The sequence below is a fragment of the Acinetobacter pollinis genome, assembly GCF_015627175.1.
Lineage (GTDB): Bacteria > Pseudomonadota > Gammaproteobacteria > Pseudomonadales > Moraxellaceae > Acinetobacter > Acinetobacter pollinis.
In genome coordinates, this window is sequence record NZ_VTDQ01000029.1 from 1 (window position 1) to 21,284 (window position 21,284).

At 34.7% G+C, this 21,284-nt stretch carries 22 protein-coding genes and 1 tRNA gene; 14 read left to right on the forward strand and 9 right to left on the reverse strand.

From position 1 onward, the window contains the following. A partial coding sequence (locus tag I2F23_RS10285) for a transposase (RefSeq protein WP_195772328.1) occupies window positions 1–183 on the forward strand: 183 nt, incomplete at its 5' end. Window positions 184–1,652: 1,469 nt separating this feature from the next. Here the strand turns inward: I2F23_RS10285 and I2F23_RS10290 are convergent. Then, a complete protein-coding gene (locus tag I2F23_RS10290; RefSeq protein WP_195772511.1) occupies window positions 1,653–2,231 on the reverse strand; it encodes a YceI family protein in 579 nt (192 codons plus the stop codon). Window positions 2,232–2,438: 207 nt separating this feature from the next. Here I2F23_RS10290 and trmB point away from each other — a divergent pair, with 207 nt between their 5' ends. Next, a complete protein-coding gene (gene trmB / locus I2F23_RS10295) occupies window positions 2,439–3,155 on the forward strand; it encodes a tRNA (guanosine(46)-N7)-methyltransferase TrmB (RefSeq protein WP_195772512.1) in 717 nt (238 codons plus the stop codon). A 16-nt stretch (window positions 3,156–3,171) separates the two neighbouring features. Here trmB and I2F23_RS10300 read toward each other — a convergent pair whose 3' ends face one another. From I2F23_RS10300 to surE, 4 genes are all read right to left on the reverse strand, one after another. Continuing rightward, window positions 3,172–3,960, reverse strand: coding sequence for a Rossmann-like and DUF2520 domain-containing protein (locus I2F23_RS10300; RefSeq protein ID WP_195772513.1), 789 nt, complete (start codon window positions 3,958–3,960; stop codon window positions 3,172–3,174). Window positions 3,961–4,020: 60 nt separating this feature from the next. After that, window positions 4,021–4,362 carry a Grx4 family monothiol glutaredoxin gene (gene grxD / locus I2F23_RS10305; RefSeq protein WP_195772514.1) on the reverse strand — a complete coding sequence of 114 codons (342 nt, stop codon included), beginning with the start codon at window positions 4,360–4,362 and terminating at the stop codon, window positions 4,021–4,023. A gap of 236 nt (window positions 4,363–4,598) precedes the next feature. Further along, a complete protein-coding gene (locus I2F23_RS10310; RefSeq protein WP_195772515.1) occupies window positions 4,599–5,432 on the reverse strand; it encodes a peptidoglycan DD-metalloendopeptidase family protein in 834 nt (277 codons plus the stop codon). 112 nt (window positions 5,433–5,544) lie between these two features. Then, window positions 5,545–6,315, reverse strand: coding sequence for a 5'/3'-nucleotidase SurE (gene surE, locus I2F23_RS10315; RefSeq protein ID WP_195772516.1), 771 nt, complete (start codon window positions 6,313–6,315; stop codon window positions 5,545–5,547). A 599-nt stretch (window positions 6,316–6,914) separates the two neighbouring features. Here surE and I2F23_RS10320 point away from each other — a divergent pair. From I2F23_RS10320 to I2F23_RS10355, 8 genes are all read left to right on the forward strand, one after another. After that, complete coding sequence (locus I2F23_RS10320; protein ID WP_228284809.1) at window positions 6,915–7,337, forward strand: MCR_0457 family protein; 423 nt, start codon at window positions 6,915–6,917, stop codon at window positions 7,335–7,337. A 108-nt stretch (window positions 7,338–7,445) separates the two neighbouring features. Further along, window positions 7,446–8,594 carry a D-alanyl-D-alanine carboxypeptidase PBP5/6 gene (dacC, locus tag I2F23_RS10325; RefSeq protein ID WP_195772517.1) on the forward strand — a complete coding sequence of 383 codons (1,149 nt, stop codon included), beginning with the start codon at window positions 7,446–7,448 and terminating at the stop codon, window positions 8,592–8,594. 93 nt (window positions 8,595–8,687) lie between these two features. Continuing rightward, window positions 8,688–9,179 (forward strand): NUDIX domain-containing protein, encoded by a 492-nt coding sequence (locus I2F23_RS10330; protein WP_195772518.1) that lies wholly within the window; start codon window positions 8,688–8,690, stop codon window positions 9,177–9,179. 4 nt (window positions 9,180–9,183) lie between these two features. Beyond that, complete coding sequence (gene mnmA, locus I2F23_RS10335; protein WP_195772519.1) at window positions 9,184–10,317, forward strand: tRNA 2-thiouridine(34) synthase MnmA; 1,134 nt, start codon at window positions 9,184–9,186, stop codon at window positions 10,315–10,317. 21 nt (window positions 10,318–10,338) lie between these two features. After that, window positions 10,339–11,085, forward strand: a complete 747-nt coding sequence (locus I2F23_RS10340) for a DUF489 family protein (protein ID WP_195772520.1) — start codon at window positions 10,339–10,341, stop codon at window positions 11,083–11,085. Window positions 11,086–11,124: 39 nt separating this feature from the next. Further along, window positions 11,125–12,519, forward strand: coding sequence for an adenylosuccinate lyase (purB, locus tag I2F23_RS10345; RefSeq protein ID WP_195772521.1), 1,395 nt, complete (start codon window positions 11,125–11,127; stop codon window positions 12,517–12,519). A 239-nt stretch (window positions 12,520–12,758) separates the two neighbouring features. After that, window positions 12,759–13,910, forward strand: a complete 1,152-nt coding sequence (locus I2F23_RS10350; protein WP_195772535.1) for an aldose epimerase family protein — start codon at window positions 12,759–12,761, stop codon at window positions 13,908–13,910. A 152-nt stretch (window positions 13,911–14,062) separates the two neighbouring features. Next, entirely contained in the window at window positions 14,063–14,755 is a 693-nt protein-coding gene (locus tag I2F23_RS10355; RefSeq protein WP_195772522.1) for a pirin family protein, read from the forward strand. Window positions 14,756–14,789: 34 nt separating this feature from the next. Here the strand turns inward: I2F23_RS10355 and I2F23_RS10360 are convergent, their stop codons facing one another. Together I2F23_RS10360 and I2F23_RS10365 are read right to left on the reverse strand one after the other, a co-directional pair. Next, on the reverse strand, window positions 14,790–16,142 hold the full coding sequence (locus I2F23_RS10360) for a GGDEF domain-containing protein (RefSeq protein WP_195772523.1): 1,353 nt from the start codon (window positions 16,140–16,142) through the stop codon (window positions 14,790–14,792). A 171-nt stretch (window positions 16,143–16,313) separates the two neighbouring features. After that, complete coding sequence (locus I2F23_RS10365; protein ID WP_195772524.1) at window positions 16,314–17,276, reverse strand: LysR family transcriptional regulator; 963 nt, start codon at window positions 17,274–17,276, stop codon at window positions 16,314–16,316. Window positions 17,277–17,396: 120 nt separating this feature from the next. On the opposite strand from I2F23_RS10365, the gene I2F23_RS10370 reads away from it, so the two are divergent. From I2F23_RS10370 to I2F23_RS10380, 3 genes are read left to right on the forward strand one after another with little or no spacing between them, the layout of a single operon-like run. Continuing rightward, window positions 17,397–17,723 (forward strand): DUF1330 domain-containing protein, encoded by a 327-nt coding sequence (locus I2F23_RS10370; protein WP_195772525.1) that lies wholly within the window; start codon window positions 17,397–17,399, stop codon window positions 17,721–17,723. Further along, a complete protein-coding gene (locus I2F23_RS10375; protein WP_211140227.1) occupies window positions 17,724–18,248 on the forward strand; it encodes an NAD(P)H-dependent oxidoreductase in 525 nt (174 codons plus the stop codon). A gap of 14 nt (window positions 18,249–18,262) precedes the next feature. Then, the gene (locus tag I2F23_RS10380) at window positions 18,263–19,006 is read left to right on the forward strand and encodes an SDR family oxidoreductase (RefSeq protein WP_195772526.1); all 744 of its coding nucleotides are present in this window, start codon (window positions 18,263–18,265) and stop codon (window positions 19,004–19,006) included. A 54-nt stretch (window positions 19,007–19,060) separates the two neighbouring features. Here I2F23_RS10380 and I2F23_RS10385 read toward each other — a convergent pair. Further along, window positions 19,061–19,150, reverse strand: a tRNA-Ser gene (locus tag I2F23_RS10385). 518 nt (window positions 19,151–19,668) lie between these two features. Between I2F23_RS10385 and I2F23_RS10390 the strand changes: the two genes are divergently transcribed. Continuing rightward, window positions 19,669–20,805: a transglycosylase SLT domain-containing protein gene (locus I2F23_RS10390; RefSeq protein WP_195772527.1), complete on the forward strand. Its 1,137-nt coding sequence runs from the start codon at window positions 19,669–19,671 to the stop codon at window positions 20,803–20,805. Between the two features lie 32 nt (window positions 20,806–20,837). On the opposite strand, the gene I2F23_RS10395 is transcribed toward I2F23_RS10390, so the two are convergent. Next, window positions 20,838–21,224 carry an SCP2 sterol-binding domain-containing protein gene (locus tag I2F23_RS10395; protein WP_195772528.1) on the reverse strand — a complete coding sequence of 129 codons (387 nt, stop codon included), beginning with the start codon at window positions 21,222–21,224 and terminating at the stop codon, window positions 20,838–20,840. Window positions 21,225–21,284 lie beyond the last annotated feature (60 nt).

Here is a 21,284-nt window from a genome sequence, read left to right on the forward strand (position 1 = left end):
GCAGACACACAGGAGTTACTAGAACATCATGGGCATCAGATTTTATGGTTACCGCCTTATAGCCCTGATTTGAATTCTATTGAAAAGACTTGGGCATGGATTAAGAAAAAGAGAAAAGAATGGCAAGAGGATTGTATTGATCGACTCTTTCAGATGTTTTTTCATTTTTGTATGAGTAATTAGATTGTTTGACTATAGTGCTCTTCTAAGAATTAGAATAATAACTAATTTTAATCTAGATCAGTGAAGTTTTTTCAACTAAGAAGTAATAAAACAGTAATCAAAAGTGAACTGGCTATGCAGATATTCTGAACTTGCTTTTTATATTTAAATTTTGAATTATTCGCAAACAGATTAATGCAATTTAAAACAAATATTAGAGTCAATAGAGTTGTTACATCCATAAATCATATATAGCTCATTAATTTATAAGAAATAGTATCCTAATCTACTGAAAGAAAAAATAGTTATTCTTGTCTAAATAGAAATTAGCCTTAATATTCCAAAATATTGAATAATAATTCTTCAATTTATATATCTTTATCCAACTTAAGTTCCATAAATCTTGAATTCCAACCTTTTATATAAATAGTAGTAGGTATGAAATAGAATACTCCCATACCAAAATGGGCTACAATGGTTTATAGAGAGCTTTTATAGTTTAATTAAATATTTTTTATACCCTTTTAAATATATTTATATTTTTAAAAATACTTATATTTCAAAACTGTGCAAAACTTTTTTATTTTTCTTATAGCAACTTACAACATAGCACCACATATACACTTACCATCAAAAGTATGTTATATTTAGAAAAAATATATCAATTAAACCATATATGTATCAATGTAAGATATTCAAAGCATATTTATGTCAATTCTTAAATATTGCATGGCAAATATTATACTTTGTAGGCTTCTGTATAGTCTTTATAATCATCATTTTAGGTTTTTTCTCAGGAAGCTCAGTCTCAATAAGTGATCTACCACCAGCTAAAATCAACTTCAATGACATCCCAGAAGAAGACTTTTGGAAAGTCATAGCATTATTAGTATTAATAATCGCTACTATCACTGCCCTAATTTGCATGAGCATAGCATATCGCTGATGGAACCATTAAACAAAAAGCGTTTAACTAGTCTATTTTATATTTGATAAAAAACCTATAAGACATATTTTTTTAATAACGATTTATAAACTTCTCAAATAATATTTTTCAGATTTTATTTAAAATTCCTGCATAGCCTATTATGATGCTTTAACAAATTCAATCGCCTTTAAATAATCGTATATTTATAAATAAATATTTTCGCTACAAACAGTTTTTAAAATCCTTTTATATATACATTCGTAGAATCTAAAAATTTAGGTATAACTTTCATAAGTATACGCTAAATCTTCTATGAACATAAAAGTGATAGTTCATCGATTTACTCTGTTATATTATTTTATCTCATATTTAAAAATTTATTGTTAACCACTCCACTGAATATCATAACTGATATTCATTCTTAAGTTGACGAACTATGAAAAAATTAGTGATGTAAATTTATTCTTATTTTTAAAATAATAAGTTTTTGGATGAAATATTGTTGATAATACAGGCTTAGTCAAAAACAATATTTAAGACTAAGCCATTGTTATATATTATTTTATTTATCTACTGATGCTTCAGTTGTAATATTTACAGTGATCTTATCACTCACATTAGGAACATAATTACCTATACCAAACGCAGAGCGATCAAAAGAGGTTGTAGCGTTAAATCCTATTGCTGCTACTTTCTTCATTGGGTGAACACCTTGTTTGTTTAAAGTTGCATTTAATACAACTGGTTTTGTTGTTCCCTTTACAGTTAAATCACCAAAGATTTTAAAATGTTTTTTATCTTTGGTTTCTACACGTGTACTTTTAAAAGTAATATTTGGATATTGTGCGCTGTTAAACCATGCTGCTTCTTGAAACTCTTTATCCAATGCAGATACATTTGTATTTACACTGCTTACAGGAATCGTTACGTTTACAGATGATTTTTCTGGATGTGCTTCATCCACTTGGATATCGCCTTGGATATCTGAGAAATTCGCTGTTGGTGTAGAAAAGCCAAAGTGATTCCAAGAAAAGAGTGTTGCCGTATGTGCAGGGTCTATTTTATAAGTTATAGGTGCTGCAAATGTAACAGCGCTCATTAAACCCAAAGACAATCCCAATAAAGCTTTTTTATTAAACATCGTTTTATTCCATCAATAATTTCTTGTTTTTATCTTAACGGTATAAAATGTAAGAATACATTGTAATTTATAAAACGTTTTGTCCTAAAAATAGAACAACTTTTTAATATCTTAAATTATTTATGAATTATTTGAGTAATCAATTTGACTTACTTGTACGAGTACTTAAAATAACGCTTTTCTAATTATTGTAATGATTCCAAAGTTATGAATAACGATCAGCTTGAACCTCAAATTATAGAATTAGATAATTTGCATGAGCACCGTGAGATTGTAACATTTATGCGCCGTTCATCTCCGCTAAATACCTCACAGACTGCCGCTTTAGAACAATATCGTGATCTAATTTTGGAATATCCAGTTGGAGATTTACGCCAACATTTCGAACACCCAGAACGCCCTCTTACTGTTGAAATTGGTTTTGGCATGGGCCGCTCTTTAGTATTAATGGCTAAAGCAAACCCCGAACGCAATTATGTAGGTATTGAAGTCCACGTCCCTGGTATTGCTCAATGTGTGTATGAGGCAGGTATTGCAGAAGTAAAAAACCTAAAAGTATTAGATGCAGATGCAATTAAAGTTTTAAAAGAGATGCCTGATAATAGTATCGACTGTATCCAACTTTATTTCCCAGATCCTTGGCAGAAGAAAAGACACTTTAAACGCCGTTTTGTTGCGCATGAACGCATGGAACTTGTAGAAAATAAGCTTGCTCTTGGTGGTACATTTCACAGTGCTACAGACTGGGAACCTTATGCAGAATGGATGCTAGATGTTTTAGATAATCGCCCTCGTTTAGAAAATTTAGCTGGTAGGGGAAATAGTTATCCTCGCCCAGAATGGCGACCACTCACAAAGTTTGAACGACGTGGATTAGAATCTGGCCACAAAATTAATGACTTTATCTTTAAGAAAATTCAGTAAGTCTCTATAGCCCGACTCATATGTCGGGTTTTTTATGTCTTGTTTTAATCTGATTACTTAATACTTGATATATTTCTAAGAAATCTTTTTGGTTCTTTTGCGCCATCAAGCCCTTATGCAAACTTAGTATTGCATCATCCTGACGCAGTGCAGGGCCAGTTTGTACTTTACTAGGTATAAACTGCGTAGCTTTTTTTGCCGTTTCAAGAATTAAAGGAGATAAAAGAGAAAAATCTACTTTTTCTTGGGCAACAATTTGTTGTGCAATATCATAACAATAGTTTGAAAAGTTACAGGCAAAAACCGCAGCAAGATGTAAACTTAGACGCTGTTCGGAGTTATAAATATGAATATTTGAAGAAAGTGTTTTTGCCATTTCTTCAAGTGATTCAAGATCGTGATGATGGGCTGTTTCTATAAGTAAAGGAATTTCTTTCCAATCTACTTGTTTCTCTAGACTAAATGTTTGCAAAGGATACAACACACCAGCTCTAGGAAAATACTCTGTAAGTACATTGAGGTGAGTACTACCAGATGTATGTAAAATACAGGCTTTAAATTCCAAGGTCGACAAAGCGTATACCACTTCTGGAATCGCTGCATCTTTAACAGCAATAATAATAAAATCTATATTTGGATCTAAATCTTGGTAGTTATAGGCCACAATGGCATTTACCTTCCGAGCCAAATATTCTGCACTGTTATGATGATGACTATATACTTGTATAATATGATGACCCGCATCAACCAAAGCCTTTGCTAAATGATTGGCTACTCGGCCAGCCCCAATTAAACTAATACGCATAACTCAAATAACTCAAATAACTCAAAAAATAAAGCGCCATACGGCGCTTTAAAATATAGCTTAAGCTTCTGGTGCAGCACTGTGCTGTTCAATTAATGGCTTTAACTCACCACTTTGGAACATTTCCAAAATAATGTCACTACCACCAATGAGTTCCCCTGCAACCCATAGTTGTGGGAAAGTTGGCCAGTTTGCAATCTTAGGTAAAGTCGCACGAATATCCTGATTTTCTAAAATATTCACATAAGCAAATGGACGTCCAATTTGGCTTAGCGCTTCTACTGCACGTGCAGAAAAACCACATTGTGGAAACTGTGGTGTTCCTTTCATATAAAGTAATACGGCATGCTTAGCAATTTGCTCACGTATTAATGCTTCAGTATCTCGTGCTTGTTCAGTCATAGATAAATCCTCAATTATTTGCGTGTATTATACCCAAAGGTTGTTAATATCGCTTGTCTGACTACATCCTATTGTATAAGCCTTTTGCATAAACAGATACCTTTAGACGTAACATTTCACTTCAAATTGTTGTTTTTTTAAACTATTTATTGAGAATAGTATTATTTTAAGCTGCCTTAATCGAATTTCAAATGAAGCACTCAGCCAACTAAAGCTGAGTACCTCTATTTGTTGGCCTAGCTGCCTGAAAGGATACGTGCAGGATCTATTGCCTTTCCTTCTGCTCTAATTTGGAATTCGAGCATCACACGATCTGTACCAGAATTACCCATTTCAGCAATTTGTTGACCGGCTTTGACATGGGCACCACTTTTTACCAACATCTTACTATTGTGTGCATATGCACTAATATAACCATTGCTATGTTTAATAAGAACTAAATTACCAAACTCTTTTAAACCATTATCTGCATACACCACTTGTCCATCTGCTGCCGCATAAATAGGATCGCCCATTTGTCCGCTATAACGAATTCCTTTAATGTTACTGGCCGGATTGTAGCTCGCAATAACTGGATTATTAGATGGTTTAACCCAACGTAGGCCTGCTACTGTAGAGGTCGTTTGGGTCTGAATAGCTGGCGCAGTTGCCACAGGTTTAGGTGCAATAGCAGGTGCATTATTTTGAGATGGTAAAGGAATACTTTGTGTCTGGATTGGTGGTACACTTGGCGTAGAACGTACAACATTACTCGCGGTTGATACAACCGGCTGAACACCTCCCCCTTTTATCCTTAAATTCTGACCAACAAATATCGTATAGGGCGCAGGAATATTATTCATTTGTGCCACAGTAAGATAATTCACCCCATAACGCGCTGCAATACCGCTTAAAGTATCTCCAGCTTTTACCGTATATAAATCTGGAGCAGGCAAAGCACGCGTAGTCATCACTTGCGGTTTTGATGCACATCCTGTAAAAGCAAATACAGACAAGGTTAAACATGATACAAGCAAAGGCTTTAATGTTTGTTTATGAGTACGAGTAAACTGCTCTTTTAACATCTGCATTGACGTCCCTCTTCATCTCAATGATTCATTTAATTTTATAATGGGCTAAAATTACTCAGAAATTGTATAGTAAAACTGAACTGTTTTTTATTATAAAACAATAAGCCAACGTTTAATATTTTAATTGATCCTCAAGTTGTTGGAGAATATTATAATTTGTCGCATCCATTTGAATTGGAGTAATACTGACAAATCCATGATTAATGGCATAAAAGTCGGATACATAACCGGAATCATCGATGCTCGGTTCTAAAATAGCCTCGCCTGATAACCCAATCCAATACACATGATGACCACGCGGATTTATTTGACTGGTAATTGGTTTAGATTGCATACGGCGCCCTTGGTACGTCACCAATGCACCTTTAATTTCATCAATTTCAGGGATGTTAATATTTAAAATATGTCTCTCTGGAACCTGTGGCAAACCCTTTTGTATAAAATCTGCCATCCATTTGGCAGCCTTCCTAAAATTTCCAATTGAAAGATAATGACTCGGATCTTGTCCCACCAATGAAACAGCAACGGCTGGTTGCTTCATTAGTCGCCCCTCAAATGCAGCACCTATAGTTCCCGAATATAAAATATCATCACCTAAATTTGCTCCACTATTAATTCCACTGACGACGAGATCAAATTCAAAATCAAACAACCCATTCATTGAAAGATAAACACAGTCCGCAGGTGTACCATTGACAGACCAAATATCTGGCATAATTTCAATTGGACGTAATGGTCGATCCAAAGTTAAGGCACTTGAGAATCCACTTCTTTCCGATTCTGGTGCAACAATAACTACGCGACCTAAAGGCTTTAACGCTTCTGCTAAAGCTTGAATACCGGGCGCAAAAACACCATCGTCATTTGAAACTAGGATATTCATTTAAATCTATTTCACTCTCTTTTTACCGGCTAGGCATTGATAAATATTATTTTTCCATTAAAGGATGGATTCCCATATAACACCATGGGGCTCCTTTCCACAAAGACTTTAAAATCTGTATGATTCAAATAGTCAAAACCTTATACCCTATAATGACTGAAATATTTATAAGGCTAGTCATTCTAGTATTATATGATCAACTACAGTTTGTGAACCCACAATACAAAGTTGATTTTTTATGTCAGTTTAAGCAGATCAACTATAATTCTATATATTATTATTCATCGTAAAGCATTCAATGCTCTCGTCTATACCACATGCTTGTCTTAAGCAAGGTTATTCACTCTAATATTATAAATTATAAAGCAACAAATATGTATTAAAAGTCACAAAAAAATAGCAATGTTTTATAAGGGTCACATCCTAACACATAGGAAAATTTATATAGCGCCTATATGGCTTTTCACTCATCTCAACACAATATGAATAAAGATATATTTCATTCATTTTATACACCTTTTATACAGTTTATTGCTTTCATTATTAGAAAATTTGTTTAACATCCTAAGTATGTTGAAAAAACTAATGTTTAAAACCTTATGATGATATCCCAAATAAGTAAACGCCTCCTGACAGTATTATTTGCAGGTCTGATTGCGACTACAGCTTCTACGCTCACTTTAGCAAAAGAAAAAAAATCGAATGATGATGCAACAAATATCGATGTTACACCGAATCAAGGTGGTGTAACACAAGAGGAACTTGCAGCGATATATGTTTTATCTGAAATTTGTCCAGGTTACGGTTTTAAAAAAGATGAAGCATACCAATCTGGCTATGCAGAACTTGTTAAAGAAAATATGCCTGGTATACAAGACCCTGTGCGTGCCTTACAAATTCGAGCAAAACAAAAAGATTTTAAACCATTTTTAACTCAAGCACGCGCTGATGCAAAAAAAGCGGGTGACAATCAAAATAAAGAAATATGTAAAGAAATTACAACGCTAAGTAAAGGTTCATAACTCCTTTACAATACAATGTAAAATAAGTGTGTACTGCATATGGCAGTCCACTTATGTTTAACCTAAAATGCAAATTCACATAGACGCTAACCATTGGAATGACCCTAAATGAGCAGAAAAAGTACCTTTGCTGCCCTTCTCCTTTTACCTTCATTTAGCTTTGCAGCAACTGTCTTATCTTCGCCACCGGAATTAGATAACAAGTCGTATGTCTTAATGGACTACCAAACGGGTCAAATTTTAGCAGCGAAAAATGAGAACGAAAAACTCGCACCTGCGTCCATGACAAAAATGATGACAAGCTACATCGTGGAGCAAAAACTTCTTAAAGGACAACTTACAGAAAATGAAAATGTCCGTATGAATGAAGATGCATGGTGTCGTGGCAACAGATCCGAATCATGTATGTTTGTCCCACTCAATGGGACTGCAACTGTTATGCAAATGCTACGAGGAATCATTATTCAATCTGGCAATGATTCAGCAAAAGCAATGGCTGAACACATCGCTGGAAATGAAGGTACCTTTGCCTACATGATGAATCAAGAGGCAAAACGGATTGGTATGGTTAATACCAACTTCGTAAACTCTACAGGCTTACCAGCAGATGGACATTATTCTACTGCAAAAGATATGGCTGTTTTAGCACAACATATTATTCATGATAGTGCAAAATATTATCCGATCTATTCTGAAAAAGAATTTACTTTCAATAATATTAAACAAGGTAACCGTAACCCACTTCTTTACACAGACCCTACCGTAGATGGATTAAAAACAGGACACACAGATGAAGCTGGTTATTGTTTAACCACATCTAGCAAACGTGGTCCAATGCGATTAATTACTGTCGTTTTTGGTGCACCAAGTATTAACGCACGTGCAACTCAAACACGTGAACTTCTCGCGTGGGGCTATGCAAACTATGAAACTGTAAAAGTTAAATCTGCAGATCAGTCATTAAAGAATGTAAAAGTTTGGTTTGGTACAAAAAATGAAGTACCTGTAGGTCTTGCTGAAGACTTCAGTGTAACAATGCCAAAAGGCCAAGCAAGTGACATTAAAACAGATTTACAGATTTCACAGTCAATTAATGCGCCATTACAAAAAGGTCAAGTCATAGGTAAGTTAGTTGCATCACTAGATGGCAAGGTTATTTCAGAAAAACCTGTGGTTGCTCTAGAAGCAATTGAAGAAGCAGGTTTCTTCTCTCGAATGATTGATCATATTAAACAATTCTTTAGCAACCTTCTTTAAACTTAAAATAATTTTAAGTTTTCGGTAAGAAACATAGCATCATGCATTCAAATTGCGTAAAATACGTTTTTTGAATCATGATGCTTCTTTTTTATGGCAATTGACTGGACTGCACACGTTACTGTTGCAACAGTAATTAAAGAATCTGATCGTTATCTGTTTGTCGAAGAACATTCAGAGGGATTTGTGCATACGGTATATAACCAACCTGCTGGTCATGTTGAATGTGGTGAAACACTCATCGATGCTGCCATTCGAGAAACGTTTGAAGAAACAGGCCACACCGTAGAAATAGACCATCTGATTGGTATTTATACTTACCGCCCTCCTATGGTACCGCACAAAACTTTTTTTCGTTTTTGCTTTGCAGCACATATTGTCAAAACTGCTATTGACCCTGTTTTAGATAAAGACATCGTCAACACCACATGGTTTTCTTTAGATGAACTCGATGAGTCTGCACGTGCTCGCAGCCCTTTAGTGAATCAAGCTATTAAAGATTTTGAAGCAGGAAAGAAGTATCCCCTTTCAATTATTCATGAACATCCTTTCACTCCCCTTTTAACTCCAAATTTGGATGCCTAGTCATATGCAACAACGCGTCATCGTCGGTATGTCAGGTGGTGTAGACTCTTCAGTTTCCGCTGCTTTATTACTTCAACAAGGATATCAAGTTGAAGGTCTTTTCATGAAGAATTGGGAAGAAGATGATGGAACGGAATATTGTACTGCACTCGAAGATCTTGCAGATGCTCAAGCCGTTGCAGATAAACTGGGAATTAAATTACATACAGCAAACTTTGCAATGGAATACTGGGATCGTGTTTTTGAACATTTCCTTGCAGAATATGCTGCTGGTCGCACGCCAAACCCAGACATTCTATGCAATAAAGAAATTAAATTTAGAGCATTCATTGATCATGCATTGACTCTTGGTGCAGATTTCATTGCAACAGGTCACTATACACGTCGTGGTCAAACACAAACGAATAGTTATGGCGATCAATATGCCCCACTTTTACGTGGTCTAGATAATAATAAAGATCAAAGTTACTTCTTACACGCCGTACACGGACGTGAAATTAACAAAACCCTATTTCCAGTAGGCGAAATTGAAAAGCCAGAAGTAAGACGTATTGCTGAAGAGCTAGGCCTTGCAACTGCTAAAAAGAAAGATTCAACAGGTATATGTTTCATTGGAGAACGTCGCTTCAATGATTTCCTTAAGCAGTATTTACCCGCTCAGCCAGGTAAAATTGTTTTAGAAAATGGTGAACCCGTTGGTGAACATCATGGCTTGATGTATTATACGCTGGGTCAGCGCGGTGGTATTGGCCTAGGTGGTATGAAAAATGCACAAGAAGGTGCATGGTTTGTGCTACATAAAGATATTGCAGGAAATCGATTAGTTGTTGGACAAGGACATGAGCATCCGTTAATGCAAAGTACAACACTATGGAGCAAGGACATTGACTGGGTTGCAGGTGAACAACTTATTCCAGAAGAAGGTCTGCGTTGCACTGCGAAAACACGTTACCGTCAGCCTGACCAAGCATGTACTGTCTTTAAAGATGAGAGCTGTACAAATGGTCTTCGTGTTGTCTTTGATGAGGCTCAACGCGCTGTTACACCGGGTCAAAGTGTCGTATTTTATACAGATGAAATTTGTTTAGGTGGCGGGGTTATTCTCCATACAGATGCACCAAAGCCAAGTTTTTTATAGCATCAAGAGGAAACATAAGGCATGGTTGATATACCCTTTCAACAGCCTAAAGACTTAACCCGTCGTCAGAATCGACTTTTGGCGTTAGCTGGCGTATTTCAAGCTGCTCAGCTAACCCATATGACTGCGATGACAGGTTTAAGCAAAATGAATGAGAATGGCACATTCTATTTTGAACAACTCATTAAAGCCAGTCTGAATATTCGTCCAACTGACCTCGAACAAGGAAAAGTCTTAAATACGTTAGACTTTTTCCATGAAATCAATGATCTTACACTTGGTTTAAAAAATTTAGAGGACAGTATTCATATTCCTTTTAATAAAAGGACAATTCGTAAAATACCCAAGCTTCCTGTAGCGCGCCTTCCAACCAGTTATGCCCTTTCACTTCTGCAATTAGAAAAAAAAGTATATCAAAATCCACAATTTGTAAAAATAATTAATCAGACTCAAGAAAAAATATTAAAACAACTCTCTTTCTTTGATTACAACTATATGCACCCTAGTATTATTGCAAATCTCGCGCAAGCTTATCTAGAGACTGCAGCACAAATTGAACCACGTATTTTAGTCCGTGGAAATCCCGAAGCATTCAAAGATAGTCAGCATACCAATCGAATTCGTGCATCTTTATTTACTGGCCTACAAATGGCACATTTATGGCGTCAGGTCGGTGGTCGCTCTATACAACTTGTTTTTGGAAAAAATAAGATTGTTAAAGATATCCATACTATTGCACGTACACAATTTCAACTTTTAGAGAAGTAACCACTTTCAAGTGTTTGCCCCCATTTCAAAGGAAACCTTATGAACGCTTTAACTGCTCTTTCACCATTAGACGGACGTTATGCTAGCAAGTGCGATGCTTTACGCCCTTACCTATCTGAGTATGGCCTTATTCATGCACGTGTTACAGTTGAGATTCGTTGGTTGCAAGCTCTCGCAAAACATGACGAAATTACAGAAGTAAAAACATTCACTGACTCGACCAACCAGTTTTTAGATGCAATTGTTTCTGACTTTTCAGAAGAAGATGCTTTACGTATCAAAGAAATTGAACGTACAACAAACCATGATGTAAAAGCTGTTGAATATTTTCTTAAAGAAAAAATTGCACATCTTGATGAGCTTAAAGACTCAGGTGAATTCATTCACTTTGCATGTACTTCAGAAGATATTAACAACTTGTCACATGCGCTTATGCTGAAACAAGGCCGTGATGTTCTGATTCAATCGATGAAAGAAATTTTAAATGCAATTTCAACACTCGCAAAAACACACGCTAGTCAGCCAATGCTTTCTCGCACACATGGACAAACTGCAAGTCCAACAACATTAGGGAAAGAATTTGCTAACGTTGCATACCGCTTAGCACGTCAAATTAAGCAGTTCGAAAACGTAGAACTACTTGGTAAAATCAATGGTGCTGTAGGTAACTATAATGCACACCTCTCTGCTTATCCAAACATTGACTGGGAAGCACATGCTCAAGCATTTGTAGAATCTCTAGGCTTAAGCTTCAACCCATATACCACTCAAATCGAACCACATGATTACATGGCCGAGTTGTTTGATGCATTACGTCGTTTCAACACGATTCTCATCGACTTCAACCGCGATGTTTGGGGTTATATCTCTTTAGGCTACTTCAAACAACGCCTGAAAGAAGGTGAAGTTGGATCATCTACTATGCCACATAAAGTAAACCCTATTGATTTTGAAAACTCAGAAGGTAACCTAGGAATTGCGAATGCTGTACTTGCACATCTTGGCGAAAAACTTCCTATTTCACGCTGGCAACGTGACTTAACTGACTCAACTGTATTACGTAATATGGGTGTTGGTTTTGCACAAAGCTTAATTGCATTTGAAGCATGCTTAAAAGGCGTAGGTAAACTAGAATTAAATGCACAATGCCTTCTAGAAGATCTTAATCAGTCTCAAGAAGTTCTTGCAGAGCCAATTCAAACTGTAATGCGTCGTTATAATGTTGAAAAACCATACGAAAAATTAAAAGCACTTACTCGTGGTCAAGCAATGACTCGTGAAATGATGGTAGATTTTGTCAATGGAACAGAGCTAACTCAAGTTCCGGCTGAAGAACGTGCTCGTCTTGCTGAGCTTACTCCTGCAACTTATACTGGTAATGCAGAAGATCAAGCACAACAAATCGATAAACATATTCAAAATATCAAGTCATAAAACTGATCCAAAGGCTGAGTCAATTTATGGCTCAGCCTTTTTTATGTTTTCATTAAAACTATAAACTTTATTCTTTTGTCTGTTTTAAATACAATTTATTTAAATTAAATTTAAACTCATTATATAAAACTTGCTAATATACAAACACAATTAAGCGAAATGAATGAACGCTTAAGCACTGTAAATGAATTTATGGTGTCAATAAGTAATAGGTTATGGATATTAAAAAGGATCATTTAATGAAGGCAAAAAATATCTTTCTTGCGGGATTTGCGGGGCTAACTCTTTGTGCAACTGCAAGTGCAGCGACACTTACAAGTAAACCATATGGTACAACGCAAGATGGGAAAGCTGTTGAACAATACACCATGACCAATAAAAATGGTGTGTCAGTATCATTTATTAGCTTTGGTGGTGTGATTACACAAATTATTACCCCCGACTCAAAAGGTCAAAAAGAAAATATTGTTTTAGGATTCGATAACTTACATGGATACGAAGTAACAGATACCAAAGAAGGCATTCATTTTGGTGCTTTAATTGGACGTTATGCGAACCGTATTGGTCAAGGAGAGTTTCAACTCGACGGTAAAACATACCAACTAGAAAAAAATAATGGACCAAATACACTTCATAGTGGAAATCCAGGCTATGACAAACGTGTATGGGATGTAGAACCAACCATTAAAACAGGTTCTACTGTACAGGCTGTACTCAAGTTAACCAGTCCTGATGGCGACCAAGGTTTTCCAGGTCAATTAAACGTTGAAGTGATCTATAGCTTATCAGATAACAACGAATTCAAAATTGAATACAAGGCGACTACAGACAAACCTACTGTTGTGAACCTTACAAATCACAGCTATTTCAATCTTTCTGGTGTAAAAAATAGTCCGTACGGCGTATTAGACAACCTTGTACAACTAAATGCAGATCATACACTTACTACAGACGAAAATTCACTTCCAACAGGAAAGCTTGCACCTGTTGCAGGTACACCTTTTGACTTTAGAAAACTTAAAACAATTTCTAAAGATATTCGTCAGGGCAATGAACAGTTGGCATATGGCTATGGCTACGATCAAACATGGGTATTAAAGCAAGAGAATTCCAATAAACTTGTGAAAGCTGCTTTAGTTGTCGATCCTAAATCTAAACGCACCTTAGAGATCTCTACAACACAACCAAGTATTCAGTTCTATACTGCCAATCACCTATTAGGTAATGTAATTGGTGCCAATAATACGCTTTATCGTCAAGCCGATGCGTTTGCATTAGAAACGCAGCACTACCCTGACAGTCCAAACAAGTCGAATTTCCCTTCAACTCGCTTGGAACCAGGACAAACTTATGACAATGTCACAATCTTTAAGTTTGGTACAACAAAGTAATTAAAGTACACCGATGATGAGCTAGCTATTAGCTCATCATCTATATTTCTTCGTACTATAAATAGAACAATATGTTTTATCCATACCATTTAATCAGTATAAAAAAAATATAAAAATAGACAATAAGAAATAAATAATGATTGAGAGTAATTATGAAAACCTACTTACATCGTAGTGAAGATCGTGGCCATGTCCAAGCAGGTTGGTTAAATACCTATCATAGCTTCTCTTTTGGAAATTGGTATGACCCACGTTTTATGGGTGTGAGTGCATTACGCGTCATTAATGATGATACGGTTGCTCCACATAATGGTTTCGGAACGCATCCACACGATAATATGGAAATTCTGACTTGTGTTTTATCAGGCACAATTACTCATAAAGACAGCATGGGTAATGAAGGTCATATTCGTGCTGGTGAATGGCAGTTAATGAGTGCAGGTACTGGCGTTAGACATAGTGAAATTAATGATCAGGACACTCCTGTACACCTATTACAAATATGGATTCAACCCAATATCAAAAATGCAGCTCCGACTTATCAGCAGATTAAATGTGATCCACGCGAGCATCCAAATGAGTGGCATATCATTGCAGGGCCAAATGACAATGCACCGATGCATATTCGTCAAAATACGGAAGTCAAAACAGCTCATTTAAAACAAAACTCTAGATTGGATGTTAAATCTAACCACGGTTTAAATTATGTACATATTATTTCAGGTAAAGTAAGTATACATAACGAGATTCTTTCTACTGGAGATGCTTTAGCTTTTACAGACCTTTCAGAAATTATTGCTCTAGAAGATACTCAAATGATCTGGTTTGATTTACCTAAAGTATAAACTTGGATGGGAGGTATAACATCCCTCCCATACTCTAAAAAATGGAAACAGTATTTTTTCCTAAACTCTTAGATCGATATAATGCCTGATCTGCATGCGCCAATAAATTTTTAAAATTATCTAGTGATAGCTGATGCTCAAATAAAACTGTATAGCCTATACTTAATGTTACCGCCATTTCAAATTCTGCATAACATGCATCTATAAATTTAAAGCTAAAGTCCTCAAGCTCATGCTGATATTTCTGTTCAGGCTCTAAATTCATTATAAGAATAAATTCATCTCCTCCATAACGATATAAGCCTGCATGGGAAAAGAACTGATTAAAATACTCTGCAATAAATATAATGACTCTATCACCCATTAAGTGTCCAAATGAATCATTAATAACTTTAAAATCATCAATATCAATAATTGCCAATAAAATTGAATCAGATTTTCCTAGGAACCTCCCAGTTTTAATATCTTGAATTAAACCTTTTCTATTCCAAAGTTGAGATAAATCATCTGTCCATTGTGATTTTCTCAATTTTTCTTTAATCATTTCATTATTATTAATTAATACAGCAATAAACAAAGCACTTGACACAGCTGCTACAATAGAAATTCGATAATAATTTAAACTTGTAAAAATAATACTATCATTTAAATAACTACCAGTTTTTATTAACCCATATGAAATAAGAAATATTAAAAAAAATCCATTTAATGTTACCAACCATGAAGTTATTCTTAAATTATAAAAAATTGCACATAAAATAAGAATTGGAACAATTAAACAAATATTAACAGCAACAGGAAAATTCAAAATAAATGCATAATACAAAACTAAAGCGAGTAAAGGATAAATATTAAATTTATTTTTTGGATAAAAATAAGTCTGATACATTAATAATAATGGAATAACTAATATTGCTGTAGATGATTGCACACAAATCCATGTTGCCATCGAAATCAGAAATTTTCCCGATTCAAATGCTGTCATTCCCCCCACAATACCTGTAATCATCGAAGTTAAAGTAATAATAGCAAAGATCTTTAATAATTTAATTTCAGATAGAAACTTTAAATCAAGATCAAGCTTTTTAATTCCTATTGCCGTTGTAATTATAAAAATTAGATTAGGAATGTTAATATAAAATGGATTTAATCGAGGAGAAAATATAAAATCGAATACCGAAAGTAGTAAATAAAAAATGAATGAAAAAGCAAATTTATCACTCATTTTAGAATTTAAAATAAGAACCACAATAATGGCATTAGCAGGAAGAAATGCTGAAAGATCTTCATAAGGCCGTGCAAGGTATCCCAAGAAATAACATATACTTGTTATTACAAATATCTTTAATACAGTGATTAAAAATTTGTGATCACTTGCTATAAGCATTTATTCGCCTTATGTTAATACAATATATCGACATGATATTTATTTTTCGTTTATTTAAACATCTCAACACTTATAAAAATCTCACAGATTCAATCAAATGAGAGACAAATTTTACAAAAAATATAGTTCTAAGCTTTAAATATAGCTACTTTAGATAATTTAAGTTTAGAGTCATATTTCATTAAACTTATACATATTCAGTGTTTTCAAATCAATATGTAATATGTGATCTTGTTTAAACCTATTCAACAAATATTCAATTGTAATTCTGACACGAGATGCAATGAAAGAGCGATGTGGATACTGTAAAACCATTTCATAAACGCCTCCTTCATGTTCATTCATTAATACTGTATTTAAACGTCCTGCTTTTAAATGCTTTATTGCTTGATGAACACCCACTTGAGCAATCCCAATACCTGAACAGGCTGTATCGACCAGAGCTTCTGGCTCAGAAAGTGTTAATACAGAAAAATCAGGCTCATAAGTTATTAAAGAACCATCTTCACTTCTAAAATTCCAAGGCGATATTGTTCCCCCTAAAAATCGTCTTGTAATCAAGCTATGGTTTTTAAGTTCTTTATAGTTTTTAGGTACGCCATACTCAGAAAGATAATCTGGAGAAGCAACTAATACCATACTTAATTGACAAATAGGTCGTGAAATTAACGATGAATCTAAAATTCTTCCACCACGAATAACAATATCATATTTTTCACTGACCACATCCACAATACGATCATCAAAATCAACTTCTACCTTCAATAAAGGATAGATACTTAGTAGATCAGTTATAATAGGTAATAAATGATTTTTTCCAAAAGAGGTACTCGTAGAAATGCGAATATGCCCACTAATATCCGTTTTCTTCTCTGCAACCAGTTCTACTGCCTGATTTAATGCATTTAATGCAACCCGTGCTTGAGATAAAAATACAATTCCTTCTTCAGTAAGACTCATCTTTCTTGTTGTTCTATTAATAAGACGGACACCTAATGCCCTTTCTAACCCAGCTACGTTTTTACTAACGGCAGCAGGACTGACTTCTAATTTTCTTGCTGCTGCTGCAAACCCCCCTAAATTTGCTACCTCCACAAAGGATAAAATTGCACGTACGTGTTGCGAAACCTCCATATTCTACCCTCTACCAAAATTATAAACTTAAAGTTAATTATATTTTAACATTATATAGTGTTCTAGTTAATAATAACTTTATTCATAATTTCCCTATTCAAATTTATAGGGACAAAGAATATGAACCAACAAAAACCAGCCTATTTCATTTTCAATGTGCTTATTCATCATTTAGAGGAAATGAAACCTTATCAAGATAAAGTCACACAAACATATTTACCCTATGGTGGAGAGTTAATTGTCCACGATGCACATGTTTACACCCTTGAGGGAAAGCCCCCTAAAGGACATTTAGTTATTTTACAGTTTCAAACATTAGAAAAAGCAAAAGCTTGGTATGCATCGAAAGAATATCAAGACATCGTTCCATTCCGCGAGAAAGCTTCTACAACCCATGCATGGCTTGTAGAAGGCATTTTTGATCCAAACACAAATAAAGAGGCTTAAATGATGAAGACACTTGTTATTACTTCACATACTTATTTACATCAATCTAGAATCATTAAGCATATTGAAAATGCAATAAAGCATTTGGAAAATGTGGAAACAAGAAATCTTGAGAAAATATATGGTCATAATTCAGCAGCCTTTGATATAGCTAAGGAAAAAGAAGTATATAAAGGCGTAGATCGAGTTGTATTTTTATTTCCTATTCACTGGTTTAATATTACTCCAATGATCAAGTCTTATTTAAATGAAGTCTGGACATATGGTTGGGCTTTTGGTCCAGATGGACATGCTTTAAAGAACAAGGAAATGCTAATCATTTCTTCAGCAGGCGCAAGTCAATATACATATTCTAAACAAGGAATTATTGAAAGTAATATTGAAGAAATATTTACTCCGATGAAAGCGAGTGCCTTATATGTAGGTATGAAATACACTTCATCTATTGTTTTATATGATGCCATGAATAAAACAGATGATGAACTTTCTCTGTTTACAGATCAGGTCATTCAAATACTGAAATAAATATAGGAATATTTATGTGTAATACCAAAGAATCAAAAGTCGCACTCATTACAGGTGCAAATAAAGGTATTGGTTTTGAAATTGCAAAACAACTCGGTCTAAAAGGAATCAAAATTTATATTGGAGTACGTAATGCTAATTACGGCGAAAGTGCTGTTCAAAAACTAAAAACGCTTGGATTAATGCAAGTTCAGTATATTCTACTTGACTTAAATGACCAAGAAAGCATTAGCAATGCATATACATATTTAGAACTACACGAACATAAACTTGATATTTTAGTTAATAATGCAGGTATTTTGAAGGCAGATGACGGTACTCCGAGTACAACAAGTATCAATACAATTAAAAAAACATTTGATACTAATTTTTTTGGAACATTCAATGTAACTCAAATAATGTTACCGCTTATCAAAGCATCTCATGCTGGACGTATTGTAAATATTTCTAGCGGATTAGGCTCACTAACCCTTAACCAAGATTCTTCATGGGAACATGCATCAACTAAACTTATTGGTTATAACTCTTCTAAAGCTGCCTTAAATATGCTCACAATCCAACTCGCATGGGAGCTCAAAGACACACCAATTAAAGTAAACTCTGCTAACCCAAACTTTACAGCAACAGAACTGATTGCAGATACAACAGGAGGACGTCCAATTTCTGAAGGTGCAGCAATGGCGGTTCAACTTGCTCTTTTACCTGAAGATGGACCATCAGGTAGCTTCTTTGAAGATAATCAGGTATTACCTTGGTAAGCATATAAATAAAAAAACTCGTAAAGTTTTGAAACTTTACGAGTTTTTAGAATTTGGCGGAAGCGGTGAGATTCGAACTCACGGAGGGCGTAAACCCTCGTCGGTTTTCAAGACCGGTGCATTAAACCGCTCTGCCACGCTTCCAATGACGGCTATAATATCAATTATGAAAAATTTAGCAACTATTTTTTCAAAAATATCAAACAACTGAGTAAAAATAGTACGGATTATTTTTTATATTCTAAAGAAAGATACACAGAATTAATTTTATCTCTCTCAAAAAACATTTAGATACACTATGACAGATTATTTCTAATTCACTCTTTTAAAGCATTTGAGCTAAGTTTTTTTATTTTTAAAACTCATGTAAAAACTGTAAGTTAGCAGAACAATCGTATATCTCAATAAAACTTGGACTTATTATTTGTTTGACATTTCGTTTTGATCTATTTATTATTCACACTTTAAGTTAATCGTATGTTTTTTCGCCTATGCTTACGATTTGTTACAGACAAATTAAAAAAGCATAGACCCTCTGTTAAATTTGCATCATTTATTTTAATGATGACTCTACCCCTTCCTTACTTTTTCGATTGCACATTTAAGCAATATTTTGGGTCACTTTCTTGATCTTAGGGGTTATTTTCTGTTTCGGAGCCACTATGCATAGTAAGTCAGCGAAAATTGCAGGGCGCTTGCGCCTTAAATTTAAGTCAAACTCACTCCCTGTTCGTTTATCCATTATTACAGCTGCAATGCTTCCACTTCTTCCACTACATGCACTTACTGGAAAAAAAGAGGAAACAACACAATATGCACACGTGATTGATTCAAATCGTTTAACCGTTGTTGCTGTTAAAAACCCAAGTACTGTTTTTAACAATGGCCAAAATTTGCATGGTTTTGGTTACGATCTTATGCGTAACTATGCAAAAAGTTTAAATGTACAACTAGATTTTAAAGTCGTAAATGACAATACTGCGGCATTAGATCTTGTTGCACAAGGTAAAGCCAATATCGCTTTAACAAACGCCACAATGAATGATATCGAAGCGAAGAAATTGAGTTTCTTCTCTGCGACATGCGGAAACTTTAATGCTTTATCAGAAAATGGCTTAGATACCAATATCAACTTGGTTGTAAATAATGCTGAAGATCCTATTGCGCAAACAGCAACAGGTTTTACATGTCAGGCAAAAAATGATGGGTCAATTGATCAACTTGCCTCTTTCTACAATCATAATATTGTAGAACCCAATGCATGGGATATTGTAGAGCGTGACTTAAAAGCACGCATGCCAATTTATAAAGCAAGCTTTAAACAAGAAGCAAGCAAATACAATTTAGATTGGCAGTTTTTAGCGGCAATGGGCTATCAGGAATCTTATTTAAAATCTGATTCAGTTTCTCCGACTGGTGTTCGTGGTCTTATGATGCTAACAAACAGTACAGCCAAAGCAATGGGTGTCACCAATCGAAATGATCCTAGACAAAGCATCCAAGGCGGTGCAAAGTACTTAGATCAGTTGTTAGAGCAATATGACACTATTCCATACCCTGACAGAGCATGGTATGCATTAACAGCATACAATATGGGTCCAGGTGCTTTATCAAGCATTCAAAACAAAGTTGAAAAGCAAGGTAAAAACCCTGAAGAATGGATTAATGTTTATAGTTATTTACAGAAAAATCAGAATGCAAATTCTAAATATAAACAAGCACTCCAATACGTTACACGTATACGTGCGTATTTAGAGCACATTCAGCAGGAAAATGAACCTCAACCTATCGAGGTTTAGTAAAAAGGCGAACACTTATGTTCGCCTTTTTATTATTCAGTATGTGCCAATATTTCTTTAAATAATGCTTTTTGTTCTTGGCTTGGTTTAGCTGTTTGTAATGTCATTAATTGAGACATATCACCTTGAACTTTTATCTTACCTGTCATAAATGCTTGCATAGCAGCTGTCATATCAAATTGAAGAAATACTTTTTTTAATGTATCTGCATCCATATTTAATGTTGTTTTTGCATTATCTGCTAAACCCTTTTTAAACTTGCCACTTGCAAGGGATAGTTCTGTCACGCCTTTTGCTACATCACTGACAATAAAATTAATTGCTAAACTTTGCAGTGCTGGTGATAAATTTAAATCTCCAGCTTGAGTTGTTAACTCATCAACTTTGGAAAACCATGCTTCTGTTAAAAATGCTGGCATTATTCTTCCTCTAAATGTTTATTCCTATGATATTACAGCGCAATATCTCATTTCAAAATT

Bases quoted from the DNA above. Each gene is read 5' to 3' on its own strand.
- dacC (WP_195772517.1), top strand. From the start codon at position 7,446: ATGAGCAGAAAAAGTACCTTTGCTGCCCTTCTCCTTTTACCTTCATTT.
- I2F23_RS10300 (WP_195772513.1), bottom strand. From the start codon at position 3,960: ATGCGTATTAGTTTAATTGGGGCTGGCCGAGTAGCCAATCATTTAGCA.
- I2F23_RS10350 (WP_195772535.1), top strand. From the start codon at position 12,759: ATGAAGGCAAAAAATATCTTTCTTGCGGGATTTGCGGGGCTAACTCTT.
- I2F23_RS10310 (WP_195772515.1), bottom strand. From the start codon at position 5,432: ATGCAGATGTTAAAAGAGCAGTTTACTCGTACTCATAAACAAACATTA.
- I2F23_RS10390 (WP_195772527.1), top strand. From the start codon at position 19,669: ATGCATAGTAAGTCAGCGAAAATTGCAGGGCGCTTGCGCCTTAAATTT.
- I2F23_RS10375 (WP_211140227.1), top strand. From the start codon at position 17,724: ATGATGAAGACACTTGTTATTACTTCACATACTTATTTACATCAATCT.
- I2F23_RS10380 (WP_195772526.1), top strand. From the start codon at position 18,263: ATGTGTAATACCAAAGAATCAAAAGTCGCACTCATTACAGGTGCAAAT.
- I2F23_RS10395 (WP_195772528.1), bottom strand. From the start codon at position 21,224: ATGCCAGCATTTTTAACAGAAGCATGGTTTTCCAAAGTTGATGAGTTA.
- I2F23_RS10355 (WP_195772522.1), top strand. From the start codon at position 14,063: ATGAAAACCTACTTACATCGTAGTGAAGATCGTGGCCATGTCCAAGCA.
- I2F23_RS10340 (WP_195772520.1), top strand. From the start codon at position 10,339: ATGGTTGATATACCCTTTCAACAGCCTAAAGACTTAACCCGTCGTCAG.
- purB (WP_195772521.1), top strand. From the start codon at position 11,125: ATGAACGCTTTAACTGCTCTTTCACCATTAGACGGACGTTATGCTAGC.
- I2F23_RS10370 (WP_195772525.1), top strand. From the start codon at position 17,397: ATGAACCAACAAAAACCAGCCTATTTCATTTTCAATGTGCTTATTCAT.
- surE (WP_195772516.1), bottom strand. From the start codon at position 6,315: ATGAATATCCTAGTTTCAAATGACGATGGTGTTTTTGCGCCCGGTATT.
- mnmA (WP_195772519.1), top strand. From the start codon at position 9,184: ATGCAACAACGCGTCATCGTCGGTATGTCAGGTGGTGTAGACTCTTCA.
- I2F23_RS10365 (WP_195772524.1), bottom strand. From the start codon at position 17,276: ATGGAGGTTTCGCAACACGTACGTGCAATTTTATCCTTTGTGGAGGTA.
- grxD (WP_195772514.1), bottom strand. From the start codon at position 4,362: ATGACTGAACAAGCACGAGATACTGAAGCATTAATACGTGAGCAAATT.
- I2F23_RS10360 (WP_195772523.1), bottom strand. From the start codon at position 16,142: ATGCTTATAGCAAGTGATCACAAATTTTTAATCACTGTATTAAAGATA.
- I2F23_RS10330 (WP_195772518.1), top strand. From the start codon at position 8,688: ATGGCAATTGACTGGACTGCACACGTTACTGTTGCAACAGTAATTAAA.
- I2F23_RS10290 (WP_195772511.1), bottom strand. From the start codon at position 2,231: ATGTTTAATAAAAAAGCTTTATTGGGATTGTCTTTGGGTTTAATGAGC.
- trmB (WP_195772512.1), top strand. From the start codon at position 2,439: ATGAATAACGATCAGCTTGAACCTCAAATTATAGAATTAGATAATTTG.
- I2F23_RS10320 (WP_228284809.1), top strand. From the start codon at position 6,915: ATGATGATATCCCAAATAAGTAAACGCCTCCTGACAGTATTATTTGCA.